The 25,214-nt window shown below is 70.4% G+C and carries 26 protein-coding genes and 1 riboswitch; of the genes, 7 read left to right on the top strand and 19 right to left on the bottom strand.

Annotation, left to right across the window (positions count from 1 at the left end; all coding sequences use genetic code 11):
- Window positions 1–4: 4 nt before the first annotated feature.
- On the bottom strand, window positions 5–664 hold the full coding sequence (locus Pma05_RS02150) for a GOLPH3/VPS74 family protein (RefSeq protein ID WP_203855511.1): 660 nt from the start codon (window positions 662–664) through the stop codon (window positions 5–7).
- 312 nt (window positions 665–976) lie between these two features.
- Here Pma05_RS02150 and Pma05_RS02145 point away from each other — a divergent pair, with 312 nt between their 5' ends.
- Window positions 977–2,464: an APC family permease gene (locus Pma05_RS02145; RefSeq protein WP_203855510.1), complete on the top strand. Its 1,488-nt coding sequence runs from the start codon at window positions 977–979 to the stop codon at window positions 2,462–2,464.
- A 149-nt stretch (window positions 2,465–2,613) separates the two neighbouring features.
- Here the strand turns inward: Pma05_RS02145 and Pma05_RS02140 are convergent, their stop codons facing one another.
- From Pma05_RS02140 to Pma05_RS02125, 4 genes are all read right to left on the bottom strand, one after another.
- Window positions 2,614–3,621 carry a serine hydrolase gene (locus Pma05_RS02140; protein ID WP_239311517.1) on the bottom strand — a complete coding sequence of 336 codons (1,008 nt, stop codon included), beginning with the start codon at window positions 3,619–3,621 and terminating at the stop codon, window positions 2,614–2,616.
- A 271-nt stretch (window positions 3,622–3,892) separates the two neighbouring features.
- Window positions 3,893–4,654 (bottom strand): succinate dehydrogenase/fumarate reductase iron-sulfur subunit, encoded by a 762-nt coding sequence (locus tag Pma05_RS02135; RefSeq protein WP_203855508.1) that lies wholly within the window; start codon window positions 4,652–4,654, stop codon window positions 3,893–3,895.
- Window positions 4,651–6,588, bottom strand: coding sequence for a fumarate reductase/succinate dehydrogenase flavoprotein subunit (locus tag Pma05_RS02130; RefSeq protein WP_203855507.1), 1,938 nt, complete (start codon window positions 6,586–6,588; stop codon window positions 4,651–4,653). Before Pma05_RS02130 ends, Pma05_RS02135 begins: the two co-directional genes overlap by 4 nt.
- Window positions 6,589–6,608: 20 nt before the next feature.
- Window positions 6,609–7,298 carry a succinate dehydrogenase cytochrome b subunit gene (locus Pma05_RS02125; RefSeq protein ID WP_372441419.1) on the bottom strand — a complete coding sequence of 230 codons (690 nt, stop codon included), beginning with the start codon at window positions 7,296–7,298 and terminating at the stop codon, window positions 6,609–6,611.
- Between the two features lie 71 nt (window positions 7,299–7,369).
- On the opposite strand from Pma05_RS02125, the gene Pma05_RS02120 reads away from it, so the two are divergent.
- A complete protein-coding gene (locus Pma05_RS02120) occupies window positions 7,370–8,305 on the top strand; it encodes a LysR family transcriptional regulator (protein ID WP_203855548.1) in 936 nt (311 codons plus the stop codon).
- Window positions 8,306–8,364: 59 nt separating this feature from the next.
- Here Pma05_RS02120 and Pma05_RS02115 read toward each other — a convergent pair whose 3' ends face one another.
- The 4 genes from Pma05_RS02115 to Pma05_RS02100 all read right to left on the bottom strand — a co-directional run bounded on the left by Pma05_RS02115 (window position 8,365) and on the right by Pma05_RS02100 (window position 10,250).
- Window positions 8,365–8,889 (bottom strand): tetratricopeptide repeat protein, encoded by a 525-nt coding sequence (locus tag Pma05_RS02115; protein ID WP_203855505.1) that lies wholly within the window; start codon window positions 8,887–8,889, stop codon window positions 8,365–8,367.
- Window positions 8,890–9,061: 172 nt separating this feature from the next.
- On the bottom strand, window positions 9,062–9,646 hold the full coding sequence (locus tag Pma05_RS02110; protein ID WP_203855504.1) for a DUF1707 SHOCT-like domain-containing protein: 585 nt from the start codon (window positions 9,644–9,646) through the stop codon (window positions 9,062–9,064).
- A gap of 47 nt (window positions 9,647–9,693) precedes the next feature.
- The gene (locus Pma05_RS02105; protein ID WP_203855503.1) at window positions 9,694–9,882 is read right to left on the bottom strand and encodes a hypothetical protein; all 189 of its coding nucleotides are present in this window, start codon (window positions 9,880–9,882) and stop codon (window positions 9,694–9,696) included.
- Window positions 9,883–9,929: 47 nt separating this feature from the next.
- Window positions 9,930–10,250, bottom strand: a complete 321-nt coding sequence (locus Pma05_RS02100) for a hypothetical protein (protein WP_203855502.1) — start codon at window positions 10,248–10,250, stop codon at window positions 9,930–9,932.
- Window positions 10,251–10,387: 137 nt separating this feature from the next.
- Between Pma05_RS02100 and Pma05_RS02095 the strand changes: the two genes are divergently transcribed.
- Window positions 10,388–11,254: a helix-turn-helix domain-containing protein gene (locus Pma05_RS02095; protein WP_203855547.1), complete on the top strand. Its 867-nt coding sequence runs from the start codon at window positions 10,388–10,390 to the stop codon at window positions 11,252–11,254.
- 18 nt (window positions 11,255–11,272) lie between these two features.
- Window positions 11,273–11,476 (top strand): DUF397 domain-containing protein, encoded by a 204-nt coding sequence (locus Pma05_RS02090; protein ID WP_203855501.1) that lies wholly within the window; start codon window positions 11,273–11,275, stop codon window positions 11,474–11,476.
- Window positions 11,477–11,758: 282 nt separating this feature from the next.
- On the opposite strand, the gene Pma05_RS02085 is transcribed toward Pma05_RS02090, so the two are convergent.
- A complete protein-coding gene (locus Pma05_RS02085) occupies window positions 11,759–12,100 on the bottom strand; it encodes a winged helix-turn-helix transcriptional regulator (protein WP_203855500.1) in 342 nt (113 codons plus the stop codon).
- A 45-nt stretch (window positions 12,101–12,145) separates the two neighbouring features.
- Between Pma05_RS02085 and Pma05_RS02080 the strand changes: the two genes are divergently transcribed.
- Window positions 12,146–13,033: an NAD(P)-dependent oxidoreductase gene (locus Pma05_RS02080; protein ID WP_203855499.1), complete on the top strand. Its 888-nt coding sequence runs from the start codon at window positions 12,146–12,148 to the stop codon at window positions 13,031–13,033.
- Between the two features lie 95 nt (window positions 13,034–13,128).
- On the top strand, window positions 13,129–13,548 hold the full coding sequence (locus Pma05_RS02075; protein ID WP_203855498.1) for a nuclear transport factor 2 family protein: 420 nt from the start codon (window positions 13,129–13,131) through the stop codon (window positions 13,546–13,548).
- Between the two features lie 51 nt (window positions 13,549–13,599).
- Here the strand turns inward: Pma05_RS02075 and Pma05_RS02070 are convergent, their stop codons facing one another.
- Genes Pma05_RS02070 through Pma05_RS02060 form a run of 3 tightly spaced genes read right to left on the bottom strand, consistent with a single transcriptional unit; the run spans window position 13,600 to window position 15,469 of the window.
- A complete protein-coding gene (locus Pma05_RS02070) occupies window positions 13,600–14,112 on the bottom strand; it encodes a dihydrofolate reductase family protein (RefSeq protein ID WP_203855497.1) in 513 nt (170 codons plus the stop codon).
- A gap of 36 nt (window positions 14,113–14,148) precedes the next feature.
- Window positions 14,149–14,787, bottom strand: a complete 639-nt coding sequence (locus Pma05_RS02065; RefSeq protein ID WP_203855496.1) for a TetR/AcrR family transcriptional regulator — start codon at window positions 14,785–14,787, stop codon at window positions 14,149–14,151.
- Between the two features lie 43 nt (window positions 14,788–14,830).
- Window positions 14,831–15,469 carry a CG0192-related protein gene (locus Pma05_RS02060; protein ID WP_203855495.1) on the bottom strand — a complete coding sequence of 213 codons (639 nt, stop codon included), beginning with the start codon at window positions 15,467–15,469 and terminating at the stop codon, window positions 14,831–14,833.
- Window positions 15,470–15,752: 283 nt separating this feature from the next.
- Between Pma05_RS02060 and Pma05_RS02055 the strand changes: the two genes are divergently transcribed.
- Window positions 15,753–16,946 (top strand): cytochrome P450 family protein, encoded by a 1,194-nt coding sequence (locus Pma05_RS02055; RefSeq protein ID WP_203855494.1) that lies wholly within the window; start codon window positions 15,753–15,755, stop codon window positions 16,944–16,946.
- Between the two features lie 74 nt (window positions 16,947–17,020).
- On the opposite strand, the gene Pma05_RS02050 is transcribed toward Pma05_RS02055, so the two are convergent.
- From Pma05_RS02050 to Pma05_RS02025, 6 genes are all read right to left on the bottom strand, one after another.
- On the bottom strand, window positions 17,021–17,899 hold the full coding sequence (locus Pma05_RS02050; RefSeq protein WP_203855493.1) for a hypothetical protein: 879 nt from the start codon (window positions 17,897–17,899) through the stop codon (window positions 17,021–17,023).
- The gene (locus Pma05_RS02045) at window positions 17,896–18,216 is read right to left on the bottom strand and encodes a hypothetical protein (protein WP_203855492.1); all 321 of its coding nucleotides are present in this window, start codon (window positions 18,214–18,216) and stop codon (window positions 17,896–17,898) included. The genes Pma05_RS02050 and Pma05_RS02045 overlap by 4 nt, the downstream gene beginning before the upstream one ends.
- A gap of 384 nt (window positions 18,217–18,600) precedes the next feature.
- Window positions 18,601–19,320 carry an amino acid ABC transporter ATP-binding protein gene (locus tag Pma05_RS02040; RefSeq protein ID WP_239311515.1) on the bottom strand — a complete coding sequence of 240 codons (720 nt, stop codon included), beginning with the start codon at window positions 19,318–19,320 and terminating at the stop codon, window positions 18,601–18,603.
- A 136-nt stretch (window positions 19,321–19,456) separates the two neighbouring features.
- Window positions 19,457–20,257, bottom strand: coding sequence for an amino acid ABC transporter permease (locus tag Pma05_RS02035; RefSeq protein ID WP_203855490.1), 801 nt, complete (start codon window positions 20,255–20,257; stop codon window positions 19,457–19,459).
- A gap of 33 nt (window positions 20,258–20,290) precedes the next feature.
- On the bottom strand, window positions 20,291–21,175 hold the full coding sequence (locus Pma05_RS02030) for an ABC transporter substrate-binding protein (protein ID WP_203855489.1): 885 nt from the start codon (window positions 21,173–21,175) through the stop codon (window positions 20,291–20,293).
- Window positions 21,176–21,445: 270 nt separating this feature from the next.
- A riboswitch (SAM riboswitch) is annotated at window positions 21,446–21,537 on the bottom strand.
- A 140-nt stretch (window positions 21,538–21,677) separates the two neighbouring features.
- On the bottom strand, window positions 21,678–25,124 hold the full coding sequence (locus Pma05_RS02025; RefSeq protein WP_203855488.1) for a ThuA domain-containing protein: 3,447 nt from the start codon (window positions 25,122–25,124) through the stop codon (window positions 21,678–21,680).
- Window positions 25,125–25,214 lie beyond the last annotated feature (90 nt).

Genomic DNA, 25,214 nt, shown 5'->3' with positions numbered 1-25,214 from the left:
GAGTTCAGCGGCGTACGGTGAGCGCGGTGGCGGCGACGGCCGCGTCGACGGCGTCGAGCAGGTCGCCGAGTTCCGTCGGGAGCAGCCGTCGGCTGGCGGCGATCCGCTCGGCCACGATCGACCGGTTGGTCGGGATCAACGCCCGGACCAGCCCGCCGGCCCGGACCAGCCCGGCCAGCGTCGCGGTGCGGGCGTCCAGCGGCTGGTCGGAACGCTCCAGGATGGCGTTGAGCCGGACCCGGGGCCGGGCGACCCGGTTCGGGTCGAGCCCGGGAAACCGGACGGTCACGCGGAGGTTCAACCCACGCGTGGTCATCCGGCGTACCGCGCCCGCGCTGACCAGGCGGTCGCCGACGTGGTCCCGCACCCGGGGAGCGAGGAACTCCAGCCAGGAGCGCGCGGGATGACCGTCGCCCCGGCGTACGATCTCGGCCAGCACCCGGTCGGTCACCGGCTCCCGCCAGGCCCGGTCGTCGGCGACGTACACGGCGGACCGGACCAGGGTGATCCGCCCGTCGAAGAGCAGTTCGGCGAGGAGTGCGCCGGAGAGGGCGGCATCCACCAGGATCGCCGCGGCGAGGGGCTTGCCGCTGTAGTCATCGTGTGCGATGAGGAACAGTTCGTCGGCCAGCCGCTCGGTAGGTGGGCCAGGCAAATTCGTCATCCGTCATCCTCGGCCGGCCGGCCGACATGCCGGGGCGGTCACTCCTCAATGAACCTTTCCCACCTCCCCTTGCGGTCCGGCGGACCACAGGGCCGGACGCGGTGCGTGCGCGCCGCGCCGTTCAGGTTGAAGCAGGTTCAATGTCGATGCAGGACGGTACGGCATGTGCACTGTCCGTTCAACCCGTCCTGGCCCTGCGTGTTCGATAATGCGACGCGTCGATCTCTTGTCGCGGGGCGTGATCACCCATACCCTCTCCGGTGTCGTTCGAGAGCCCCTTTCTCGTCATCCCACTCCGAGAGAGACCGACATATGTCATCCAGTTCCGCCCTGGAAACCGGCCTGCGCCGGGGACGTCTGGGCACCGTGCATCTCGTCTTCTTCACCGTCGCGGCATCGGCACCGCTGACCGTGCTCGGCGGTGGCGTCACGACGATGTACGCCGTCAGCGGCAACGTCGGGGCAGCGCTGTCCTATGTGCTGCTCGCCGCCATCCTCGGCGTGTTCGCCGTCGGCTACGCCGCGATGAGCCGATTCGTCAGCAACGCCGGCGCGTTCTACTCCTACATCGCGAACGGGCTGGGCCGGGCCGGCGGAGTTTCCGGCTCGTTCATCGCGCTGGCCTCCTACAACGCCATCCAGATCGGACTGTACGGACTCTTCGGCGCGATCCTCGGCGACTTCATGTCGACGAAGTTCGGTGTCGAGCAGCAGTGGTGGATCTGGGCGCTGGTCGGCCTCGCGCTGGTCGGGGTGCTCGGGGTGCTCCAGGTCGACCTGAACGCCACGGTCCTCGCGGTGCTGCTGCTGCTCGAATGCCTCGCGGTGGTCATCTTCGACGTGGTCTCGTTCGGCAACCCGGCCGGCGGCAGCATCAGCCTCGCCGGGCTCGACCCCGGCAACCTCTTCGCGGCCGGGCTCGGTGCGGTACTCGCGCTGGGCATCGCGAGCTTCACCGGGTTCGAGTCCGGGGCGATCTACAGCGAGGAGGTGCGGGACCCCCGGCGTACCGTGGCCCGGGCCACCTACGTCGCGGTGGCCTTCACCGGCGCCTTCTACGCGCTCTCCGCCTGGGCGCTGACCGTGGTCACCGGCCCGGAGAACGCCCAGGCCGCCTCGGTCGAGGCCGGTCCGGGGGTGGTCTTCGGCACCCTGGCCGACCATGCCGGCAGCACGGTGGCGGACGTGGCGAACCTGCTCTTCATCACCTCGGTGCTGGCCGCCCTGCTGTCGTTCCACAACGGCGTGGCCCGCTACCTCTTCGCGCTGGGCCGGGAGCGGGTCCTGCCGGCCTTCCTCAGCCAGACCGGGATCCGCACCGGGGCGCCGGTGGCCGGCTCGCTGGCCCAGACCGTACTGGCCCTCGGCGTGGTGCTGGCCTTCGTGCTGGCCGACCGGGATCCGGTGGTCGACCTGTTCACCTGGCTCAGCGGTGTCTCGGCGGTCGGGGTGGTGCTGCTGATGACCCTCACCTCCGCCTCGGTGGTGGGCTTCTTCCGCCGCCGCCCGGAGGTCGGGGTGAGCGCCTGGCAGCGGCTGGTCGCCCCGGCGCTGGCCACCGTGCTGCTGCTGGCCGTCCTGGTGGTGCTGCTGGTGAACTTCGACGCGCTGCTCGCACCGGGCAACCCGAGCTACCTGGCCTGGCTGCTGCCCGCGGTCACCCTGATCGCCGCGCTGGTCGGGCTCGGCTGGGGGCTGCTGCTCCGGAGCAGGCGGCCGGCCGTCTACGAGGCCGTCGGCCGGGGCGTGGCCGCGCCACTGCCGCCGGCCGAGGACCCGGAACTCACCCTGACCCGCTGACTGCCACCTCCGCCGGTGCCCCTCGTTCCCACGAGCGAGGGGCACCGGCGGCCGGCACCCACTCCGGACGGGAGTCCGGCACGGTGTTGGTGAAGGTGGTCGGCTCGGCGGCCTGGGCCGGCGTACCACCGGCCGGCGTACGGCGGGAGTCAGCCGCCGTTGCTCGGCCGGTACATCCTCGGTCGGCGGGCCGGCACGGACAGGTTGGTCAGCCCGTCGACCGTGCTGAGGAAGGCCGGGCCCATCGCCGCCCGAGCCTGCACGGCCGGATGGGTCGAGCCGAAGTTGTCCGAGCCGGCTTGGCCGTCGGCGAAGAGCACATACGTCAGCACCGGCGTACCGGCCGGGTCGAAGATCAGTCCGGCCTCGTGCCGGGCGTTGCTGAACCAGCCCGCCTTGGTGGCGATCCGGGCCCGGTCGGCCGACGACATGTTCCGGCGGATGCCGTCGGTGAACGCGATCGGCGCGCGGAGCTGGTTGAGCAGGAAGGTGGTCGAGGTGGCGGAGAGCAGCGTGCCCCGGACCAGTGCCTGGAGCAGGTCGTGGGTCTCCCGGGCGGTGCTGGTGCCGAGGAAGAACCGGTTCGGGTTGGCGACCGGCTCGACCTGGGTCTTCGGGAAGCCCTTGGCGACCAGGATCTGGTTGAGTTCGGCGGCCGGGCAGACCAGGCCGCAGAGCCGGACGGCGGTGTCGTCGGAGACGGTCAGCAGGGCGGCGAGCACGTGCCCCAGGGTCACCGAGCTGGGGTACGCGCCGTCCAGGCTGAAGATGCCGTCGCCGCCCGGCACCACGATCGACGCGGTGACGTCGACCCGCTGGTCCAGAGTGAGCAGTCCCCGGTCGACCTTGTCCAGTACCGCCGTGGCCACCGCGATCTTGTTGACGCTGTACGCCTCGACCACGGTGTCCGGGTTCTCCCGTACCGCCGGCAGCGGTGCCGGGCCGGTCCCGCTGGCCACGCTCAGGTACGCGTACCAGTTGCCGCCGGCCTTGGTCTTCTCCCGCCGGTAGATCGCGGCGACCTGGTCGGCCCGGGCCCGGTCGGGGCTCTCGACTCCCTGGCCTCTGTTCGGGGCGGCCATCGCCGGGGTGGCGGTTCCGAGCACGACGCCGGCGGTGGCGGCGGTGCCGATGCCCAGAGCGGTCCTGCGATTCACCCTGCTTACCACGTGGTCTCCCATCGGAGTCGATGTCGCCGCCCGACGGCCGCCCGACACGAACGGGCCCGCGCGAGGGACTGCCGGATTCGCGGCTTGCCGACCGGTAACAATAGGCGACCGCGGCCCGCACCGCTGTAGGGCACGACTCGCACACCGTGCGGTGTATGGCGGTGTATGCGGTTCGCACGACTCGCACGACTCGCACACGACGTGTGGTATCAGCGGTGTATCGCCGGTTCGCGCCGGCCAGCGGCGGTGCTGCCGGCGATCAGGTGCCGGGTACGCCGTCCCGCTCCCGGGTGGCTCGCAGATAGTCCCGGTTGAGCCGGCCGATGCTGGTCAGCGGAATCCCCTTCGGACAGACGGCCGTGCACTCCCCGATGTTGGTGCAGCCGCCGAAGCCCGCCTCGTCGTGCGCGTCGACCATCCCGACGACCCGGGTGGTGCGTTCCGGCTGGCCCTGCGGCAGCAGGCTCAGGTGGCTCACCTTGGCGGCGGTGAAGAGCATCGCCGAGCCGTTCGGGCAGGCCGCGACGCAGGCACCGCAGCCGATGCAGGCGGCCGACTCGAACGCGGCGTCCGCATCGGACTTGCGGACCAGTTGGGCGTGCGCCTCCGGGGCGGCACCGGTCGGCGCGGTGACGTATCCGCCGGCCGCGATGATCCGGTCGAACGCGCTCCGGTCCACCACCAGGTCCTTGATCACCGGGAACGCCTTGGCCCGCCACGGCTCGATGTCGATGGTCTGGCCGTCCCGGAAGTGTCGCATGTGGAGCTGGCAGGCGGTGGTGGCCCGCTCCGGGCCGTGCGCGACGCCGTTGATCACCATGCCGCAGGCGCCGCAGATGCCTTCCCGGCAGTCGTGGTCGAAGGCGACAGGGTCCTCGCCGTCGAGGGTCAGCCGGTCGTTGAGTACGTCCAGCATCTCCAGGAACGACATGTCGGGGGAGACGTCCGGGACCTGGTAGCTGACCATCCGGCCGGGATCGTCCGGTCCCGTCTGCCGCCAGATCCGCAGGGTCAGATTCACTTGTAACTCCGCTGGCTCGGGTGGACGTACTCGAATCGCAGGTCTTCCCGGTGCAGCACCGGCGGGCGGTCGGCGCCGGTGAACTCCCAGGCCGCCACATAGCTGAAGTGCTCGTCGTCGCGTTGCGCCTCGCCCTCCGGGGTCTGGCTCTCGGCCCGGAAGTGCCCGCCGGCCGACTCTGTCCGGTGCAGCGCGTCCACGCACATCAGCTCGGCCAGCTCGAAGAAGTCGGCGACCCGGCCGGCCTTCTCCAGCGCCTGGTTGAGCCCTTCGCCGTCGCCGGGCACCTTCACCCGCTGCCAGAACTGCTCGCGCAGGCCGCGGATCTCGCCGAGCGCCTTGCGCAGCCCGGCGTCGCTCCGCTCCATTCCACAGTGGTCCCACATGATCTGGCCCAGTTCGCGGTGGAACGAGTCGACGGTGCGGTCCCCCTGGCAGGCGAGCAGCCGGTCGAGTCGGTCGGTGACGTCGTCCCGGGCCGCCACCACCTCCGGGTGGTCGTCGGTGAGCGCGTCGAACGGCCCGGCCGCGAGATAGTCGGCGATGGTGCTGGGCAGCACGAAATAGCCGTCGGCCAGGCCCTGCATCAGCGCGGAGGCGCCGAGCCGGTTGGCGCCGTGGTCGGAGAAGTTCGCCTCGCCGATCACGAACAGGCCGGGGATGGTCGACTGGAGGTCGTAGTCGACCCAGAGCCCGCCCATCGTGTAGTGCACCGCCGGATAGATCCGCATCGGCACCTCGTACGGGTCCTCGCCGGTGATCCGCTGGTACATCTCGAAGAGGTTGCCGTACCGCTCGGCGATGGTGGGCCGGCCGAGCCGGTCGATCGCGTCGGCGAAGTCGAGATAGACGCCGAGCCCGGACTGCCCGACGCCCCGCCCGGAGTCGCAGACGTTCTTGGCCGCTCGGGAGGCGATGTCCCGGGGGACCAGGTTGCCGAAGGACGGGTACAGCCGCTCCAGGAAGTAGTCCCGCTCCTCCTCCGGGATCTGCCGGGGTGGGCGGTCGTCGCCGGCCGCCTCCGGCACCCAGACCCGGCCGTCGTTGCGCAGCGACTCGCTCATCAGGGTCAACTTCGACTGATGGTCGCCGGAGACCGGGATGCAGGTCGGGTGGATCTGCGTGTAGCAGGGGTTGGCGAAGAGCGCGCCCTTGCGGTGCGCCCGCCAGGTGGCGGTGACGTTGCAGCCCTTGGCGTTGGTGGAGAGGTAGAAGACGTTGCCGTAGCCGCCGGAGGCCAGCACCACCGCGTCGGCGAAGTCGGTCGTGATCTCGCCGGTGACCAGGTCCCGGACCACGATGCCCCGGGCCCGGCCGTCGACCACGATCAGTTCCAGCATCTCGTGCCGACTGTGCATCTCGACCCGGCCCAGCCCGATCTGCCGCTCCAACGCCTGGTACGCCCCGAGCAGCAACTGCTGGCCCGTCTGGCCCCGGGCGTAGAAGGTGCGCTGCACCTGCGCACCGCCGAACGAGCGGGTGTCGAGCAGCCCGCCGTACTCCCGGGCGAACGGTACGCCCTGGGCCACCGCCTGGTCGATGATCTCCACCGAGACCTCGGCGAGCCGTCGTACGTTCGACTCCCGGGACCGGAAGTCACCGCCCTTGACCGTGTCGTAGAAGAGCCGCTGGATCGAGTCGCCGTCGTTGCGGTAGTTCTTGGCGGCGTTGATGCCGCCCTGAGCCGCGATCGAGTGCGCCCGGCGCGGGCTGTCCTGATAGCAGTAGGACCTGACCTGATAGCCCTGCTCGCCCAGCGTCGCGGCGGCCGAGCCGCCGGCCAGCCCGGTACCGACCACGATCACCGTCAGCTTGCGCCGGTTGGCCGGGTTGACCAGCTTGGCGGCGAACCGGCGGCGCTGCCAGCGGGTCTCGATCGGCCCGTCCGGGGCCTTGGCGTCGGCGATCGGCTCGCCCAGCGTGAAAAGGTCCAAGCCACCAGAGGCGTTCATTCTCAACGCACCAATCCCGCGATCACGGCGAAGGGGACGACCAGGAATCCGGCGCAGAGCGCGACGGAGAAGCCGAGCGCGGCGGCCCGGGCCCGGGCCTCGCCCCGGGGAGTCTGCTGACCGAGGCTGCGGAACGCGCTGAACATCCCGTGCCGCAGGTGGAAGCCGAGCGTCACGATCGCGACGGTGTAGACCAGGGTCACGTACCAGCGTTCCGGCGCGAACCCGGCGGCCACGTTCGCGTACGGCCGGCGCGGGTCGCCGACCGGGTTCAGGTCACCGGTGGTCAGGTCCAGCAGGTGGTAGACGACGAAGAGCGCGATGATCACCCCGCCCCAACGCATGGTCCGGGCCGCGTAGCTGCCGTGCACCTTGGGGCGGTGCGCGTACCGGACGGGTCGGGCCACCCGGGCCCGCCGGGCCAGCACGGTGGCCGACCAGATGTGCGCGACCAGGGCGGTGCCGAGCACGGCGCGCTGGATCCACAGGTACCAGGTGTCGGGCAGCACGGGGGAGCCGATGGTCCGCAGCCAGTGCGCGTAGTGGTCGAAGGACGCGGGACCGAAGAAGATCTTGAGGTTGCCGAGCATGTGCGCGATCAGGAAGAGCACCAGCAGGATGCCCGTCACCGCCATCACGGCCTTCAGGCCGATGCTGGACCGGATCGGCGACCGCGTCGATACAGCTGTCACCACCTGAACGCTAGGAGACCTCCGATTAGTCGTCCAATGCATCGAAGGCTCAGTGACGATAGCTGTAGGCTATCCGAGTGCAGCTCCACCAGTTGAGATACTTCGTGGCAGTGGCGGAAACCCGGCATTTCACTCATGCCGCCGACAATGTCGGGATCACCCAGCCCTCGCTGAGTAAGCAGATTCACGCCCTGGAGTCGGATCTCGGCGCCCCGCTCTTCGAGCGCGTCCGGGGCAACATCGGCCTGACGGCGGCCGGCGAGGTGCTGCTGCCGCTCGCCGAGCGCATCCTGGCCGACGTCGACACCGCCCGCCGCGAGGTGCAGGAACTCGTCGGGGTCCGGCGCGGCCGGGTACGCCTCGGCGCCACCCCCAGCCTGGCCACCTCGCTCGCCCCGGCCGTGCTGCGTCGGTTCCGGGACGCCCACCCCGGCGTCGACCTGCGGGTGGAGGAGAGCGGTTCGCAGGATCTCGTCCGCGACCTGCTCCGGGGCGAGCTGGATCTCGCGCTGATCATCCTGCCGGCGACCGGCGCCGACCCGGCCCTGACCGCCGAGCCGATCCTCCGGGACAACCTGGTGGTCGCGTCGCTCAACCCGCTGCCGATGACCGACTCGGCCGGCACCATGCATCTGACCGACCTGCGGCACCAGCCGCTGCTGATGTTCCGGCAGGGCTACGACCTGCGGGACGCCACCCTGCGGGCCTGCCGGGAGGCCGGCTTCGAGCCGTCGCTCGCGGTCGACGGCGGCGAGATGGACGCGGTGCTGAGCTTCGTGGAGGCGGGACTCGGCGTGGCCCTGGTGCCGGGCATCGTGGTCGCCCGGCGGCCCAGGCTCTGGGTCACCCCGCTGGCCCCGCCCGGAGTGCACCGGACGATCGCGCTGGCCCGGCGGCGGGAGCCGGAACCGACGCACGCGGCGAGGGCGTTCCGGCGGATCCTGCTGCGATTCATCGGTACGGCCGCCGAGAACTCGACCCTGCCGGCGGGAGTCACGCCGTACTGACGCCAGCCATCCCGGTTCGGCGTCGGGCGCCAGGTGTTCCGGTTAGGGGTCGGGGCGAGCTATTCGGGTTTGGTGTCGGGGGCGAGCAGCAGTCGCGCGTAGTTCGCCATCGAGCGCTGGTAACGGGGCAGGTGTGGGGCGAGCGCGGCGACCGCGACCGACACCGCTTCCCGCTCGCGACCACTGTCGGCCAGGCAGAGCGCCAGGGTGGCGCTGATCGCGTCGGTGAGGGTCCGGGTCGGCTCGTCCAACGTCGCCGGGTCGATGTCGCGCTCCGCCTCCAGCAGGGTGACCGCGAATTCGGCCTGCCCGATGTTCCGCAGCGAGCTGGACATCTGGATCACTGCCCGGCGCCGCCGGTAACCGGAGAGCCCGTGGTCGAGCGCCCACCGATAGAGCGGCACGGCCCGGTCGGAGTGTCCGGTCGAGTCCCACGCGCAGGCGCGCTCGAACGCGGCAACGGGATCGTCGTCGGGCAGTTCCGCCGCCAAGCTGTCGATCACGGTACGGAAATCGGCTTCCCGGTCCTCGTAGTCGTCGATCGACGCCCACGCCTCGGCGACCCGCGTCTCCCAGTCCTGCATCCGTGCAGACTCGCAGAGCCGTCGTCGGAGCCGCCGTCGGCCCTGTCTTCCGTTATCCGAGCCACATTTCGCGGGGTTGTCGTCGGGATCTGCGGGGGTTGTCGCCGACGGGCGCGTCGGGGTCGTCGTCCCCCGCTTCCGCACCATCGTGTCCGGGTAGGCCGTCGTCGGGCTACCAGCGCCAGCGCCAGAACCGGCGCTCGTAGCGCACCACCAGGGAGCCGGCGGCGGTGCTGCCGGTGACCACGACGTGCGGGGCGGTCGAGCCGGGTTCGGGTGTGGACGGCACCTTGGCCCTCGCCGTGCCGGCGCTCGTGTTGATCCCGTCGATGTTGGCGGTTGCGCCGACTGGCAGCACAATGGTCGTCGAGCCGGCCTGGGTGGCGAGGTCGATCTCGACCACCCGGTGACTGATCACGGCGTGCCGCAGATCGAGCTTGACCGTGCCGGCCATGCTGCGTATCACCAACCGCCGGGGTACCGCCCACCGGCCGGAGCGCTTGATCTGCCCGGCATGGCTGCTCAACTCGACGACCTCGTCGGGCGCGACGGCCGGGGCCACGGCCGGCAGGTCGGCGACGAAGGGCTGCACCTCGCCGTCGGTCCGGGCGCGCAGCACGCCGTCGACGCGCTCCTCGAACTCGGGCAGGGTCAGCCGGCCCTCCGAGACCGCAGCGCTCAACCGGGCGACGACGGCCTCCCGCTCGGCGTCGGAAATCCGTACCTCCCGCTTCGACGGGACCACGTCACCACTCACCCGACCAACACTACGTTTCGGTCGACACCTATAGAAGCCCGGCCGGCTCAGCCGGGCGTACCCGGTGTCGACGTCTCGCCGGCCGGGTGTGCGGCCTCCGCGTCCTGCGGCGGATCGAGCAGGTCGGTCAGGGCCAGCAGGGCCTCGACGGTCAGGTTGCGCCGCCAGGCCGCCTCGGTCAGCAGACGCATCGTCGCGTAGAAGGGCTTCCTTTGGGTCAGTTCCTCCAGGCTCACGAGCCGTTCCTCTCTGCTGAAGCGCGCGACACGAGTGGCGGCCACGGTCACGGCCGGGCGCGATGCTGGCCGGCCAGTTCGGACGTGGTCGTACCGCAGCGTGGACACCAGCGGGACTTGACCTTGAACGCGAAGAGCCCGGCGAGGAAGCCGAGCAGGGTGCAGCCGACGACCGTGAAGAACAGGCGCAGCAGCATGGCGACCTCCAGGATGGAGGGATGCCGAGCAGCTGGTTGCCGCCAGAAGACCTGCCCGGCATCCCGGGTGCGGGACATCCGCCCGAGGGGCGGGGGTGGCCACGACGCACCCCAGCGGGGGAAGGTGCGCGGCGCGCCGTGGCCGGTACGGGCCAACCAAAGCGTGACCAAGGCCGTACCGTGGGTCATGTTGCTGGAGCGTCATGCACGAACGCAAGGCTTGCGAAGAGACGTTCTGTTCATATCGCGCGGCTTTTCCGTTGCCTTGCAAACGCAAGCCACATGAGACTGGAGAGGAGCGAAGGAGCATGAACGTGGCGGCACGAAAGCAACCGCCGACCGTCAGACTGCGCCGACTGGCGGCGGAAATCCGCGCACTGCGACACGGTGCCGCACTCACCCGGGAGGACGTCGCCGAGCGGACCCACATGAACCCCGCGACCCTCTGGCGCCTGGAAACCGCGCGGGCCCGTCCCCAGCGCCGAACCCTGCTCGGGTTGCTCGACCTTTACGGCGTCACCGACCCGGAGCGTCGGGCCGAGCTGGTCGATCTTGCCAAGGACGCCGGACAACTGGGCTGGTTGCAGGCGTACGAGGACCAGTTGCCCGACGAGTACAGCACCTACATCTCGTTCGAGTCCGAGGCCCAGTCGGTCCGCAACTACGAGTCGCTCTTCGTCCCCGGCCTACTCCAGACCGAGGCGTACGCCCGAGCCGTTACCTCCGGCCTGTTGCCGGACGGCACCGACCAGGAGGTCGAACGGCGAGTTGAAGCGCGACTCAAGCGCCAGGATTCGATCACCAGGGCCGAGCCGCTGAAGGTGTGGGCGATCCTCGACGAGAGCGTCGTGCACCGCAAAGTCGGCGGCGGGGATGTGATGCGCGACCAGTTGCAGCACCTTGCCAAGCTCACGAAGCTCCCCAACATCACCGTGCAGGTACTGCCCTACGAGGTCGGTGCGCATCCGGGGATGTACGGGGCATTCGCGATCATGGCCTTTCCGGATCCGGCGGATTCGGATCTGGTCTACATAGAGAACCGCGTCAACGCTCTGTTCCTTGAACGCGACACGGACATCACCAGTTACACGGATCTATTCGAGCATCTTCGCGCGGCGGCGCTCAGCCCGGCGGCCTCGGTTCGCTTGATCATCCGTGCCGCCGAGCAGGATTGACGGAAGGAGGTGAAGAAGATGTACGACTTCGATTCGACCGACGCCAGGTGGCGTACGAGCAGTCGTTCGGGTGCCAACGGGAACTGTGTCGAGGTGGCCGACAACGGGGCCATCGTCGCGGTACGGGACAGCAAGGACCGTTCCGGTCCGGTGCTGGCGTTCCGCCCGATCGCCTGGGCGAGCTTCGCGGCGTCGCTGAAGAACGGGATGCCTTCGGCGTAACCGATCCAGAGCGCGGTACGGCGGCCCCTCCGGAACGGTAGGCGGGGCCGCCGTCCGCGCCACTGCGGATAGCCACTTTTTAGTGCGTACTTGTCGGTCCTGGCACGCCGGACGAGTCTGGTGGTGGGCGGTCGGACGGTCGCCCGGAACCGGATCGACGGGAGGTCGACGCGTGCGTCAGGACGCCGACGACTGAACCTTTTTCAACCTGAACCGCCCGGTGGGTGCGCCCCGACTTCCAGCTGCGACCACGACGGACCGCAAGGGGAGGTTGAAAAAGGTTCACTGGGCGGCGCCGAGCTTGTCCAGGCGGCGGTGCCCCCACTCGGAGAGCGGCGCCACCGCCTCGGCGAGGTCGCGGCCGAACGGGGTCAACGAATAGACGGTCTTCAGCGGCAGTACGTCGTGCACCTCCCGGTGCACCAGCCCGTCGCCCTCCATCTCGCGTAGCGCCTGGGTCAGCACCTTCTCGGTGAGGCCCGGCAGCCGTCGGCGCAGCTCGGCGGGGCGGTGCGGGCCGGATTCCAGCAGCCAGAGCAGGGCAGTCTTCCACTTGCCGTCGATCACGGCGATCGCGGCGGTCACCCCGCAGACGTTCAGATCCCGGGCCCGGCTGCGCGTCATCTACGTCCTCTTCATGCCAGTCCACACCAGTTCAGGAGTACACGTATGTCCTCGCACCCCGAACAGTCCGCTGTCACGGTACTCGGTCTGGGACCGATGGGCCGGGCCCTGACCGGCGCGTTCCTGGACGCCGGCCTGCGCACGACGGTCTGGAACCGGACTCCCGGCCGGGAGACGGCCCTGGTCGAGCGGGGCGCGGTCGGTGCCGGCTCGGCGGCGGAGGCGGTCGCCGCCAGCGACCTGACCGTTGTCTGCGTGGTGAACAACGACGCGGCGGACGCCATCCTCCGGACCGACGCCGTCGCCGACGCGCTCAAGGGTCGTACGGTGGCGAACCTCAGCGCGGACACTCCGGGCCGGGCCCGGGAGGTCGCGGCCTGGGCCGCCGAGCACGGCATCGGCTACCTGGACGGTGCGATCATGACGCCGACCACGACCATCGGTACCCCGCACGGGGTCTTCATCCACAGCGGGCCGGGCGATCTCTACCAGCGGCACCGTCCGGTGCTGGAGCGCCTGGGTGGCACCCACACCCACGTCGGCGAGGAGATCGGCCGGGCGGCGGCGTACGACATCGCGCTGCTGGACATCTTCTGGACCTCGATGGCGGGTTGGGCCCACGCGTTGGCGGTGGCCAGGGCGGAGGGGGTCACCGCGCGGGAACTCGCGCCGTTCGCCAAGGGCATCGGTGCGATCCTGCCGCCGATCTTCGAAGGCACGGCGGCGCAGGTGGCGGACGGCAGCTACTCCGGTGAGGACAATCCGATCACCTCGGCGGCCTCGACCATGGCACACATCGTGCACACGTCGGAGGCGCACGGGATCGACGCGAGCGTGATGCGGGCGGTCGAGGGGCTGGCCCGCCGGGTGATCGGGCTCGGCCACGGCACCGACGGCTTCCTCCGGGTCGCCGAACTCCTCGGCCGCCGCTGAGCGGGTACGGCCGGTTCGGACCTCCGGTAGCCACCCTGCCCCGACCGTCCTGGACTGTCGGGGCGGGGTGGCCGGCGGTCGGTAGGCTGGAGAAAGTGACCCTCACCCACAGAGAAATCTTCGAACGGTACGTCTACGCCGGTGCGATCAGCCGCGACCCCGAGGCGATGGCCGGCCTGTTCACCGACGACGGTGAATACGAGGCACCGCTGGTGCCGGACGGTCATCCGCTGCCGCGCCGGCTGGTCGGCCGGGAGGCGATCCGGGCCGGCATCGGCGCGTACCACCGGGAGCCGGCCTTCCAGGGCACGGTCGACGCGGCGGAGTCCGGGTACGTGCTGCACGAGACCGCCGATCCCGACGTCTTCGTGGTCGAGATCGACAGCGTCCTCGTCACGCCGACCGGGCAACGCGCGACCATGTCCCTGGTGCAGATCTTCCGGGTCCGTGCCGGCCGGATCGCGAGGCTCCGCGACTACTTCCCGCTCCCCGCCGAGCGGCCCGCAGACACCTGACGAGGATCAGTCCGATGTGGATTGACGCGCCCTGACGTCAACCTTCGCCGGCTACCGGGCCACCCGGTGGTGCAGTTGCACGATGTCCCCGCCCAGTCGGCGTACGTCGAGCAGGTGCAGGGCGGCGTGCCGCCCGGCGGGCAGCGCCATGCCGCCGCCGTTCCCGGTCAGGGCCGGGGCGACGTTCAGGTAGCACTCGTCGACGAGATCCTCGGCGAGGAAGGCGTTGTTCGTCGTCGCGCCGCCGCCCAGCAGTGCCGTGTGATGCCCCCGGTCGGCCAGGTGTCGTAGCGCGTCGGCGGGGGAGGCGACGACGACGTACCCGCCGCGTGGTGCCGGCGCGTGCCGGGAGAGCACGACGACCTCGACGCCCGCGAACGCGCCGCCACCGCCACCGCCACCGGCCGAGACGAGGTCGAAGGTCCGGCGCCCGACGACGAGGTTGCGGTGCTGCCGGACCTGCCCGATGAAGTCGGTGAGCACCTCTGGCGGGATCTCGTGGTCAGGGCCGGAGCGTACGACGTGGCCGTTCGCGGTCAGCGAGGCATACAGGATCGTTTTCATCCCTCGACGATACGACCAATTGGAAGAACATTCCACTTAGCTCTCGGTGTCGGTGTCGGTGTCGGCGTCGGCATCGACCTCGATGGCCGCCCGGATGGTCCGCCAGGCCAGCTCCGGCAGTACCGCCCGGGCCCAGTCCAGGTCACCGACGCCGGTGGCGAGGACGCGGCGGCTCACCTCGTGGCTAGGCCCGAGCACCACCGTCTCGAACTGCTGGGCGGTCCAGTCCGGCAACTCGCCGCGGTCGCCGAAGGCGGCCAGGTGCGCCATGATCGGTGCTCGCAACTCCGCCTTCACGGCGGCCAGCTCTGCGGAGTGCCCGGCGGCCAACTCCAGCGCCGTCGCCTGGTAGAGGAACCGGGCCTCGGCGCGATGCTCCGCGACCCAACCCAGATGCGAGCCGACCAGCGCGCGTACCGCCTCCCCGGCCGTGGCGGTCGCGGTCACGTCGGCGGTCAACTGCCGGCACAGCCGCTCGAAGGTCCGGACCAGCAGCGCGGCGGTGAGATCCTGGAGGCCGCCGAAGAGGTGGTAGACGCTGGACGGGCTGGCGCCGGCGGCCCGGCGGATGTCCTCGATCCCGGTCGCCAGCAGTCCGCGCTCGTCGAAACAGCGCAGTGCGGCGTCGAGGAGTTCCGTCCGGCGCCGGATGCCGTCCTTGCGTGCAGGGCTCACAGCCGGAGGGTAGTGCCGGATCGGCGGACGGGAGGCCCCGGCTTCAGCGCGGGACGGCGTACGCCAGCGGCAGCGGGGTCGGCTGGCCGGGCCAGGTGCCGGAGAGCGTGGCGGTGCTCGGCCCCTCGGCCCCGGCACCGGGGCGGCGGACGACGGCGAGTTCTACCGCGTCCGTGACGATGGTGGTGCGCTCGTCGTCCTCGACGACCCGCCGGATCACCTGCACCGGCAGCACGGTACTGCCCGGGGTGCCGCTGCCGGCCACGGTCATGCTCGGCTCGCGGATCTGGCGTACGCCGTCGACCTCGAAGAACTCCTCCGCCTGGCAGCCACCGGTGACGATCGCGCCGGCCAGTGCGCAGGCGTACACCGGGTCGCCGCAGGCGTCGTACACCCAGCGGCGGCCGAGTACCGAGTGCTCGGTGGTGCCGACCAGCCAGTCGTCGCCACCGGGCAGGGGTGCGTCGCGATAGGTGAGCGGGACCTGGAGTATCGGCCCGTCAGCGGACCTGACCAGCATCGTCTCGATCCCGACCGCTCCGTCCGGGTCGTCGAACCGGGAGCTCGCGACGCGGACGACGTCGGCCGGTGCCGGACCCTGGTACCAGCGCCGGCCGGGCAGCCAGTCCGCCAGGAGTTCGAGTTTGCCGGGGTGTATTTGGGCCCGGTGCAGCAGCGCCATGCGCGAGATCGTAGCCGGCACCGGTGACGACCATCCAGTTCCGCAAGGGGCGGGTTGCGGCTTCTTCGGCGCCGGGTGACCGAGGCCCAGGTGACGAAGGCCCGGGTGACCACGGCCCGGGTGACCACGGCCCGGGTGACCACGGCCCGGGTGGTCCGGGGCCCGGGTGGTCCGGGGCCGGTCGGCGGCGGGGCGCCGGGCCGCTGCCGACGGTGGCAACATAGGAGGGAGCCCGGATCCGCTCCCGGCCGCCGGGCCATCCCGTCGTCGTGTGGGGGAGACGATGTCGACCACCGTTGCCAATCCGTTCGGGTCCACCGCCGATCTGCACCGGGTGCTCGCCCAACTGCGCCGGGACAGCCCGGTCGTGGAGGTCGCGCTGCCGACCGGCGCCACCGCCTGGGTCGTGACCCGCTACGAGGACGCCCAGCGGGCCCTGAGCGACCCGCGGCTGGCCAAGACCACCTCGGCCGGCGGGTTCAGCTATCGGGGCATGATCCCGGACGACGTGGCCCGGGCGGTCGGCCGGCACATGCTGGCGCTGAACCCGCCCGACCACACCCGGCTGCGGAGGCTGGTCTCCGGCGCGTTCACCGCGCGTCGGGTGGCCGCGCTGCGCCCCCGGATCGAGGAGCTGGCCGAGCGGTTGCTGGACGGCATCGCCGACGCCGAGCAGGTGGACCTGATCGACCGCTTCGCCTTTCCGCTGCCGATCCAGGTGATCTGCGAACTGCTCGGGGTGCCGGCCGAGGACCAGGCCGACTTCCGTGGCTGGACGGATGCGATCGTCACCGGCCCGATGAACCCGGCCGGACTGCCGCCCGCGCTGACCGCGATCGTCGACTACATCCGTACGCTGCTGGCGGCCAAGCGCGAGCGCCCGGCCGACGACCTGCTCTCCGCGCTGATCGCCGTACACGAGCAGGGCGACCGGCTCACCGACGACGAACTCGTCTCGATGGTCTACCTGTTCCTGATCGCCGGGCACGAGACCACCGTCAACCTGATCGGCAACGGCATGCTGCTGCTGTTGGCCGAGCCGGAGCGGTGGGCCCGGGTGGTGGCCGAACCGGAGCTGCTGCCCAGGACGATCGAGGAGGTACTGCGCTACGAGGGCCCGGTGCAGAACGCCTCGTTCCGGACCGCGATGGAGCCGGTCGAGCTGGGCGGCCGGATCATTCCCGAGGGCGCGTCGGTGCTGGTGGCCCTGCTCTCGGCGAACCGGGACGCGGAGCGGTTCGCCGACCCGGACCGGCTGGACCTGGAGCGCCCGGCCACCCCCAACCTCGCCTTCGGACACGGCATCCACTACTGCCTCGGCGCACCGCTGGCCCGGCTGGAGGGGCAGATCGCCTTCGGCGCACTGGCCCGCCGGTTCCCCGACATGCGGCTGGCGGTGCCGCCGGAGAAGGTCTCCTGGCGGTCCAGCCTGCTGCTGCGTGGCCTGTCGGCACTTCCGGTCGACCTGCGCGGCTGACCGGTCAACCTACGCAGGTTGACCGGAGCTGTAACGATCCCAAGAACTCAAGCACAACAAAATGCGGCGCGCGGCTAAGGGATCTTGTTGATCGAGTACTCCGGCCCACCCTCGACCCGGACCCGACGGCCGCTCGGGTCGAGTTTTACCCGCACGAACGACCGGTCGTTGAACGGGTTCGGCCAGTTGGCGTCCGCACCCAGGTGGCCGGGTTGCGGCTGGTCCGGCTGGGTCAGCCCGTCTCGGTCAGCCGCCAGCGTCGCCAGCCGGCTCGCCTGGGCCGCGATGGCCTGGTTGGCCGCGTACGTGGCCGCTGTCGCGGTCACTATTAGCCGGCCGAAGGTCGAGTAATCGCTGCCGCTCGTGATCAGCGTGGGGTTGAGCCGTAGCCGGATCAGGAACGTGGCCGCCTGGTAGACGGCGGACAGCCACGTCGCGTACATCGTGATCCCTGCCGCGAAGCAGACGGCGAGGGAGTTCGCGGCCTTCTCCGCCAACGTGGACACGTTCCGGATAGCTCCGTTCTGGATCGGGATCTCGGACGTGTAAGCGTCGTAGAGATGGCCCGCCCACGGCTTGTCCGTGGCCTCGCCCCTGCGCGCCACGTTCCGGTCGATCGCGCGTTCGGTCGTGTGGTTCTGGATGTTCTGGGCGCGGTGCTGGATCTGCATCCACAGGCCGATATCGTTGACCAGCGCGAATGGGACGACCCACGCCTCTTCGAGGAGTCCCCGGGCACCGCGCAGGAGTTCTTCGCCGAGCTTTACCACCTCCGTCAGCCAGCTACCGATGCCAGCAACCTGCGTCCACACCGAATCCTTGAGTGCGGCGATCGCCGTTGCGAGTTGGTCGATCCAGGTGCTTAGCTTCTGGAGCAGGTCCTTTGCCTGCGTGCGCGCGGCCTCCGCGTCGAACGGCCCTCCGACCACGGGCACGCCGGTCAGCGTGGTCACGGCGCCACACCCAACATCCTGCGGGCCGGATGGGACTGCTGATCGGCGGCATCCTGCCGCAGTCTGTGCAGCGCCCGCACCGCTTCCTGCTGGTTGTCGTCATATACCTGGTAGGTGATCCCGAGGAACTGGGCCAGCGCCGACCAGACCGCCGCACCCTCCGCGCACTTGGCCCTCATCGCCGTGACGAGCCCTTCGTGTGCGGTCACCGCCGGACCGAATGTAGGCGCGGTCACGTGTCGAAACTGCAGACCGTCCAGCATTCTGGCCACGTCGGCAAGGTTTCCGGACTGGGTTTCCCAGACCTTGGCATGCATCGCCACCCGCTCCGCGCTGATCGCGATGCGGTCATTCCCCGATGACATGAATCAGTGTCCCTTCCGGCGTTGCAAGTGGGGCACAAGCGGGTCAGATCAGCGAATCGGTTCCGCCCAGCAACTCGGTGCCGGCGATCCTACAGAGGATGGCGCGAGGAGAGAGGGCGTCGTGGCCCCTTAATAGCTGAGGGTCAACATAACAGCGGAAACCACGAACGAACGATGTACCGGTTGCGTCGCGGTGAACTCACGGCATCTCGTTCTCGTGGCCGAGCTCTTCGAGTCTCGGTCCCCTGCTGTCACGGCCGCCAGCCGGTCTCTTCGAGCATCTCCCGCGCGGCGGCCTGCTCGACCGGACGGAACGGGTCACCGGACGGGAACCCGTCAAAGGACCTGGGAGAGGAACTGTGCGAGCCGCTCGCTGCGCGGGTCCTCGAAGACCTGCGCGGGTGGGCCGGCCTCGACCACCCGACCCCGGTCGAGGAAGACGACCTGGTCGGCGACCTGCCGGGCGAAGCCCATCTCGTGGGTGACGACCAGCATCGTCATGCCCTGGCCGGCCAGCTCCGCCATCAGCGAGAGCACGCCCTTGACGAGTTCGGGGTCGAGCGCCGAGGTCGCCTCGTCGAAGAGCATCACCCGGGGCGACATCGCCAGCGCGCGGGCGATGGCCACCCGCTGCTGCTGGCCGCCGGAGAGCCTGCCGGGCCGGACGTCGGCCTTGTGCCGTAGTCCGACCAGGTCGAGCTGGCGCAGCGCCAGCTCGGTGGCCTCGTCCCGGGAGAGCTTCTTGAGCTGCCGGAGCGCGAGCGTGACGTTGCGCAGCACCGTCATGTGCGGAAACAGGTTGAACTGCTGGAAGACCATGCCGATCCGCTGGCGCAGCGCGTCCGGGTCCTGGTCGAGCACGCTCACGCCGTCCAGCAGTACGTCGCCCCGGTCCGGTTCCAGCAGCCGGTTGACGACCCGCAGCAGGGTGGACTTCCCGGAGCCGGAAGGGCCGATGACGCACGCCGTCTCGCCCCGGCCGACCGCCAGGTCGATGCCGCGCAGCACCTGGTGCCGGCCGAACGAAAGGTGTACGTCCCGCGTCGCGACACTCACCGACTCGTATCCGGGACCGGCCCCAGCCCCGGCCGAGTCAACGGAGGCCGTCGAGCCGTCGGAAGCCGTCGAACCTGCGGCCGACGCGGGCTCGACGGATGACACCGACCGGGCCGATGCCGGCGGACGGACAGACTCAGGCATGCCGGGTTTCCCTTCCACTTCCACCCGTCGATGGCGCGGCCTCGCCGGCCAGTGCCACCGGATCGTCGGAGTCGGGTTCCGGACCACCGGCCCGGCCGTCCCGCAGCCGTCGGTCGACCCAGTTGACCAGGTGGGTCAGCGGGACGGTGATGACCAGGTAGAACAGCCCGGCGAGCAGCAGCGCGGACTCGTTGCCGGTGTTCGCCGCGTAGTCCTGGCCGATCCGGAACAGCTCCCGCTGGCTGGCCACGAGGCCGAGGAAGTAGACCAGGCTGGAGTCCTTGATCAGGGCGATGAGCTGGTTGACCCAGGCCGGCAGGACCCGGCGTACGCCCTGCGGGATGATCACCAAACGCATGGCGGCACCGTGCGACAGGCCCAGGGCCCGGGTCGCCTCCAGTTGACTGGCCTCCACGCTCTGGATGCCGGACCGGAAGATCTCCCCGATGTACGCCGCCGCGATCAGCGACAGCGCCAGGATGCCCAGCGGATACGGGTTCGGTCCCCACCAGGCGAGCCCGAGCGGGGCCAGCCCGACCCCGATCAGCAGGATCGTGACGGCGGCCGGCAGTCCCCGGAACACGTCGGTGTAGAGCCGGGCCGGCCAGCGCAGCCAGCGGGTCCGGGCCAGCCCGGCCATCGCCAGCAGCATGCCGAGCAGCGTCCCCAGGATGGCGGAGAGCAGCGCCAGCAGCAGCGTGTTGGGCAGCCCGACGGTGAGCATCTCGGGCAGCGCCTCGCGCATCGACTCCAGGTCGAAGAACGTCTCCCACAACGTCGCCAGGGTCTCCATCAACTCACCTGTCTCGGGTCCGGAGTTGCCGGATCAGTTCGCCGGAGTGGCGGCCGGGCTCGTCGGACCGGCCTTGACCGGCGGGTACGTCACCGTGCCGCTGCCCGGCCTGAAGCTCTCCGGTACCGGCCGCCCCGGGTAGTACTGCTCCTGGAGGCGGGTCCAGGTGCCGTCCTCGATCACCTGGTCGAGGGCCTTGTCCAGCGCCTCGCGCAGCGGGTCGGCGCCCTTGGCCACCGCGAACGCGGTCGGCGCCGAGCTGAGCTGCTTCTCGGCCAGTACGATCTTTCCGCCACTGTCCTGTGCGGACTTCTCGCCGATCTCGGCGGGCGAGATCCAGGCGTCGGCGGTCTTCGCCTTGAGCTGGTTGATCGCGCCGTTGTAGTCGGGTACCCGGACGGGGTCGAGGCCCTCCTTGGTGGCGTAGTCGTCCTGCACGGTGCCCTGCACCACGACCACCCGCTTGCCCTTCAGCTCGCCGAAGCTCCTGATCGGCGAGCCGGCCGGTACGTCGAGTCCGAAGTAGCCGAAGTCGTACCCGTTGGTGAAGTCGACGGTCTTCTTCCGCGCCTCGGTGATGGTGATCGACGACGAGCCGGCATCGAACCTGTGGTTGTTGACCTGGGCGAGCAGCGCGGAGAACTCGGTGCCGACGAACTCGACCTTCAGCCCGAGCTTGCCGGCGACGGCGGTCATCAGGTCGTTGTCGAAGCCGGTGAACTTGCCGTCCTTCAGATACACGTTCGGCGGGGCGTCGGTCAGGGTGCCGACCCGCAGCGTGCCGGGTTGCAGCAGGCCGTAAGGATTGTCGGCGGCGTCGCCGGCCGACGAGCCGCCGCCGCACGCGGCGACCGCGCCGAGCAGCGCGACGGCGGCGGCCCCGGAGAGCAGGCGGGTGACGAGGGTGTTGAAGCGCATTGTGACGAAACTCCAGGAAATATCCGGCGGCAGCGACGCCGACAATGCCCGGGACCGGATACCGGTCGTGGGCGTGCCACAGCGCCGAGGTCAGCCGCCTCGAAGGGGATCAATCAGATGGTCGGAACTCCGCCGACCGGCGGTCGGGGTCAGGCGTGACCGCGACAGAGCATGGTGCTGGTCCGGCAGAGGTCGACGTGTCGACGCCACCGGTGCCAGGTGACATGGAGCCGGCTTGTCCGCTCGGCTCGGATGCTGCGCACTGCGAAACCTCCATCGATCCTGGCGGTAGCACCCGCACCCACGGTGGGGGGTTGCTGCGACGTCGACGAGCCAGGTCTCTCGGTCGCTCTGGATGGCCGACGGTCAGCCTACTCACCGAAGGCCCCGACGTTCCAACTGGTCAGGGCCGGGATGGCTGTGTCGCTCACCACCCGCCGCCGTCGAGGGGGAGATCCGAACCCGGGTGGGCCGCCGCCGCACGGCCCCACCCGGCAGTTTGTCAACGTACGGTGATCGCGAGGTGACTCGACATGGTTGCTCCGGCGCTGTCGGTGACGGTCAGCCGGGCGGTGTAGGTGCCCGGCCGGGCGTACGCGTGGGTCGTCGACGCCGCGTGCACGACCGGGGTGTTGTCGCCGAAGTCCCAGGCCCGGTCGGTGATCGTCCGCCCGGCCGCCGGGGTGACGGTGGCGCCGAACGCCACCGACAGCGGCGCGGTCCCGGTCCGTGGGGTGGCGGTGACCGAGACACTGCCACCGGTCTCCCGCTTCACGCCCGCGCCGTTGAACCGCAGCCAGTCCAGTGAGAGCAGGTCGGGCGTGCCACCGGTCTGCGCCGGGTTGACGAAGACCAGGTAGAGGGAGAACGTCCCGCCGGGATTGGCCAGGTTGACCGTCGGCGAGACCACGTTGTCCCAGCCGCCGGTGCTGCCGACCGGCATCGTGCCGAGCAGTTGCCCGGTCGGCGAGCCGGCCCGGAACTCGATGGTGCCGCCGGTGCTGCCCGAGCTGACCCCGGCGGTGACCGTGCTGATCCCGGTCAGGTTGACCGGGGCGAAGCTGATCCACTCGCCGTGGTCGACGTCGCCGATCCGCCGGCCGGCCCTGGCCGTGGCCCGGTCCAGCACCTGGATCCCGTTGGCGGCGTCGAAGTGCTCCGCCTCCTTGCTCTTGGTCTGCAACTCGTGCCGAACCGAGCCGACCAGCGCCGGTACCCCGCCGGGGCCGCCACCGTCGGTGTACTGGGCGGTCAGCACCGTGTAGAGGTTCTGGCCCGGACCGTGCCCGTCCCCGCCGGTCGCCTCGGTGTCGACCGTTCCGGAGCAGCCGACGTAGTTGTCCATCGGATGGCTGTGGCTGTCGTGCCCGAGCTGGGTCTGGGTGACCACCCGGGCACAGTCGACGGTGCTCTCCTCCGGGTCGGTGACCGTGACCGCGTACGGGATCTGGTCGCCGAAGTCGAAGAAGCCGCCGTTCGGCACGTTCAGTGCGACCGTCGGCCGGGTGTTGCCGACCGTGATCTGCGCGGTCGCCACCGAGCTGAGTCCCCGGGCGGTGCTGACCGTCAGCCGGGCGGTGAACCGGCCCCGATCCGGGTACGTGTGCGTCGGGTTCGCCGCCGTCGAGTCGGTGTCACCGTCGCCGTCGAGGTCCCAGGCGTACGCGATCGGCGTGCCGTCACCCGAGGCGGAGCCGGCGCTGGAGAACCGGACCGTCAGCGGTCCCGGGCCGTTGTCCCGGTCCACGGTCAGCTTCGCCACCGGCGGGCGGCCGTTGGCGACGTAGTCGATCCGGTAGATCCCGGCGCCCTCGTTGCTGCCGCCCCGGCCACTGCCACTGCCGACCCCGAAATCGATCACGTAGAGCGAGCCGTCCGGGCCGAACTCCGCCTCGAAGGGCTGGATCCAGCTCATGTCGCCGAAGATCCCGTTGATCGACTGGAGGTCGCCGACCCGGGTCGGCCCGAACCTCGGGTCGGTGAAGGTCTGCGCCGTCTCGTGCGTCGAGAGGGTCTTCCACCACTGCCGGGTCAGCTCGTAGACGATCCACTTGCCCTCGTAGTACTCCGGGAACTTGGTCGGTCTCGGGTTGGCCGGGTCGTAGTCGTAGACCGGGCCGCTCATCGGGCCACCGCCGCCGGTACCCAGCTCGGGGAAGCCGGCCGAGGCGGAGTAGGCGTACCAGACCAGGGCCGAGCGGGCCGCCGGCAGGGTGGTCAGCCCGGTGTTGTTGGGGGAGTTGTTGACCAGCGCACCGCAGTTGAACTTCGGCCCCGGCGTCGAGGTGGCGAAGTTGTAGTCGTTGAACGGCACATTGTCGCCGGTGCAGTACGGCCAGCCGTAGTTGCCGGCGCTGGTGATCCGGTTGAACTCCACCGTCCCCTCCGGACCCCGGTTCGGGTCGGCGGCCCGCGCGTCCGGCCCGTAGTCGGCGACCAGCAGCGCGTCGGTCAACGGGTCGACGGTGATCCGGAACGGGTTGCGCATCCCCATCGCGTAGACCTCCGGCCGGGTCCGGGCCGTCCCGGGCGCGAAGAGGTTGCCGCTCGGCACCGCGTACGTGCCATCGGGGCGGGGGGTGATCCGGAGGATCTTGCCCCGCAGGTCGTTGGTGTTCCCGGCGGTCGCCTGCGCGTCCCAGGCCCGCCGACCGGCCCGCTCGTCGATCGGGGCGTAGCCGCTGGACTCGAAGGGGTCGGTGTTGTCGCCGATCCCGGCATAGAGGTTGCCGTGCCGGTCCATGGTCAGCGAGCCGCCCATGTGCGAGTTGGCCCGCCCCTCGCCCCGGTAGGTGGGGATGGTCAGCAGCCGCTTCTCGCTGCTCAGCGCGATGGTGTCGCCGGTGACGGTGAACCGGGACAAGTTGAGCTGGTTGGCGGTCTTGTCCGACCAGAGCAGGTAGATCCAGTTGTTGGTGCCGAAGTCGTTGTCCAGGGTCATCCCGAGCAGCCCGTCGGACTGGCTGGTCTGGGCCGGGGTGTAGGCGAAGTCGATCAGGGTGCGGACGTTCAGCGTCTCCTGGTCGATCACCTTCACCGCGCCGGTCCGCTGGATGTAGAAGACCCGCCGGTCCGGCGCCACGGCCAGCTCGAACGGGTCGGCCAGGTCCTCGCTGACCAGCGGTACCCGCTGGAAGTTGCCGGTCCGGGTGGCGCCGCAGTCGCCGGGGACCGCGCCGGCCGCCCACTCGATGCCGCCGCGCAGGTGGGCCAGGAAGGCCGGCTCGGAAAAGGCGGAGCCGGCATGCCCGCCAGCGGTGAACCAGGACCGGCCGCCGTCGTAGTTCTGGCACCACGAGTACGCGTGGTCGTGCCCCTCGTCCATCCCGGGGATGCCGTCCCGGACCTTGATCTGGGCCAGCGTGTGCACCTTGCCGGTCGGGTTGGTACGCCAGTTGTACCACTCCTCGCCACGCTCCCACAGCTCCGGCAGGTCCTTCGTGGACGGATGTGCCCCGTCCAGCACCTTGATCCGGCCCGGGTAGGTGCCGCCGGTGGCGGAGAAGTCGGGATGGAAGTCGAAGATGGTGCCGACCAGGCCCTCGTACCAGGTCCAGTCGCGTTCGCTGGCCGAGGCGGCGTGCAGGCCGACCCAGCCGCCACCGGCCCGGACGAAGTTCTGCAACGCGGCCCGCTGTGCCGCGTCGAGCAGGTCACCGGACTCCGGCGTGGAGTTGGTGTTGTTGAAGACCAGCGCGTCGAACCGGCCGAGGTTGGCGTCGGTGAACGCCCCGGCGTCGGTGGTCGCCTCGACCTCGAAGTCGTGTGCGGCGCCGAGCCGCTCGATCGCGGCGATGCCGGCCGGGATCGAGTCGTGGTAGTAGTTCGTCGTCTTGGAGAAGACCAGGACCCGGAACCGGGCCGCGGCCGAGGCGGGGACGGGTGCCATGCCCAGCAGCAGGGTCACGATCGTGAGCAGGGCGAGAGTGGTCGTGCGGTGGCGTCTCATACGGGCGCTCCCGGACTTGAGAAAACGGGAAATGGAAAGCGCTTACCGCCGCCGACCTGGTCAGCCTACGCGAACCTATTCGAACCCGTC

This window comes from Plantactinospora mayteni (assembly GCF_016862935.1).
Lineage (GTDB): Bacteria > Actinomycetota > Actinomycetes > Mycobacteriales > Micromonosporaceae > Plantactinospora > Plantactinospora mayteni.
This window is presented reverse-complemented; position numbering and strand designations above follow the sequence as displayed.

Bases quoted from the DNA above. Each gene is read 5' to 3' on its own strand.
- Pma05_RS02080 (WP_203855499.1), top strand. From the start codon at position 12,146: ATGTCCTCGCACCCCGAACAGTCCGCTGTCACGGTACTCGGTCTGGGA.
- Pma05_RS02030 (WP_203855489.1), bottom strand. From the start codon at position 21,175: ATGCGCTTCAACACCCTCGTCACCCGCCTGCTCTCCGGGGCCGCCGCC.
- Pma05_RS02145 (WP_203855510.1), top strand. From the start codon at position 977: ATGTCATCCAGTTCCGCCCTGGAAACCGGCCTGCGCCGGGGACGTCTG.
- Pma05_RS02090 (WP_203855501.1), top strand. From the start codon at position 11,273: ATGTACGACTTCGATTCGACCGACGCCAGGTGGCGTACGAGCAGTCGT.
- Pma05_RS02070 (WP_203855497.1), bottom strand. From the start codon at position 14,112: ATGAAAACGATCCTGTATGCCTCGCTGACCGCGAACGGCCACGTCGTA.
- Pma05_RS02150 (WP_203855511.1), bottom strand. From the start codon at position 664: ATGACGAATTTGCCTGGCCCACCTACCGAGCGGCTGGCCGACGAACTG.
- Pma05_RS02115 (WP_203855505.1), bottom strand. From the start codon at position 8,889: ATGCAGGACTGGGAGACGCGGGTCGCCGAGGCGTGGGCGTCGATCGAC.
- Pma05_RS02045 (WP_203855492.1), bottom strand. From the start codon at position 18,216: ATGCATGCCAAGGTCTGGGAAACCCAGTCCGGAAACCTTGCCGACGTG.
- Pma05_RS02060 (WP_203855495.1), bottom strand. From the start codon at position 15,469: ATGGCGCTGCTGCACCGGGCCCAAATACACCCCGGCAAACTCGAACTC.
- Pma05_RS02025 (WP_203855488.1), bottom strand. From the start codon at position 25,124: ATGAGACGCCACCGCACGACCACTCTCGCCCTGCTCACGATCGTGACC.
- Pma05_RS02055 (WP_203855494.1), top strand. From the start codon at position 15,753: ATGTCGACCACCGTTGCCAATCCGTTCGGGTCCACCGCCGATCTGCAC.
- Pma05_RS02035 (WP_203855490.1), bottom strand. From the start codon at position 20,257: ATGGAGACCCTGGCGACGTTGTGGGAGACGTTCTTCGACCTGGAGTCG.
- Pma05_RS02085 (WP_203855500.1), bottom strand. From the start codon at position 12,100: ATGACGCGCAGCCGGGCCCGGGATCTGAACGTCTGCGGGGTGACCGCC.
- Pma05_RS02095 (WP_203855547.1), top strand. From the start codon at position 10,388: ATGAACGTGGCGGCACGAAAGCAACCGCCGACCGTCAGACTGCGCCGA.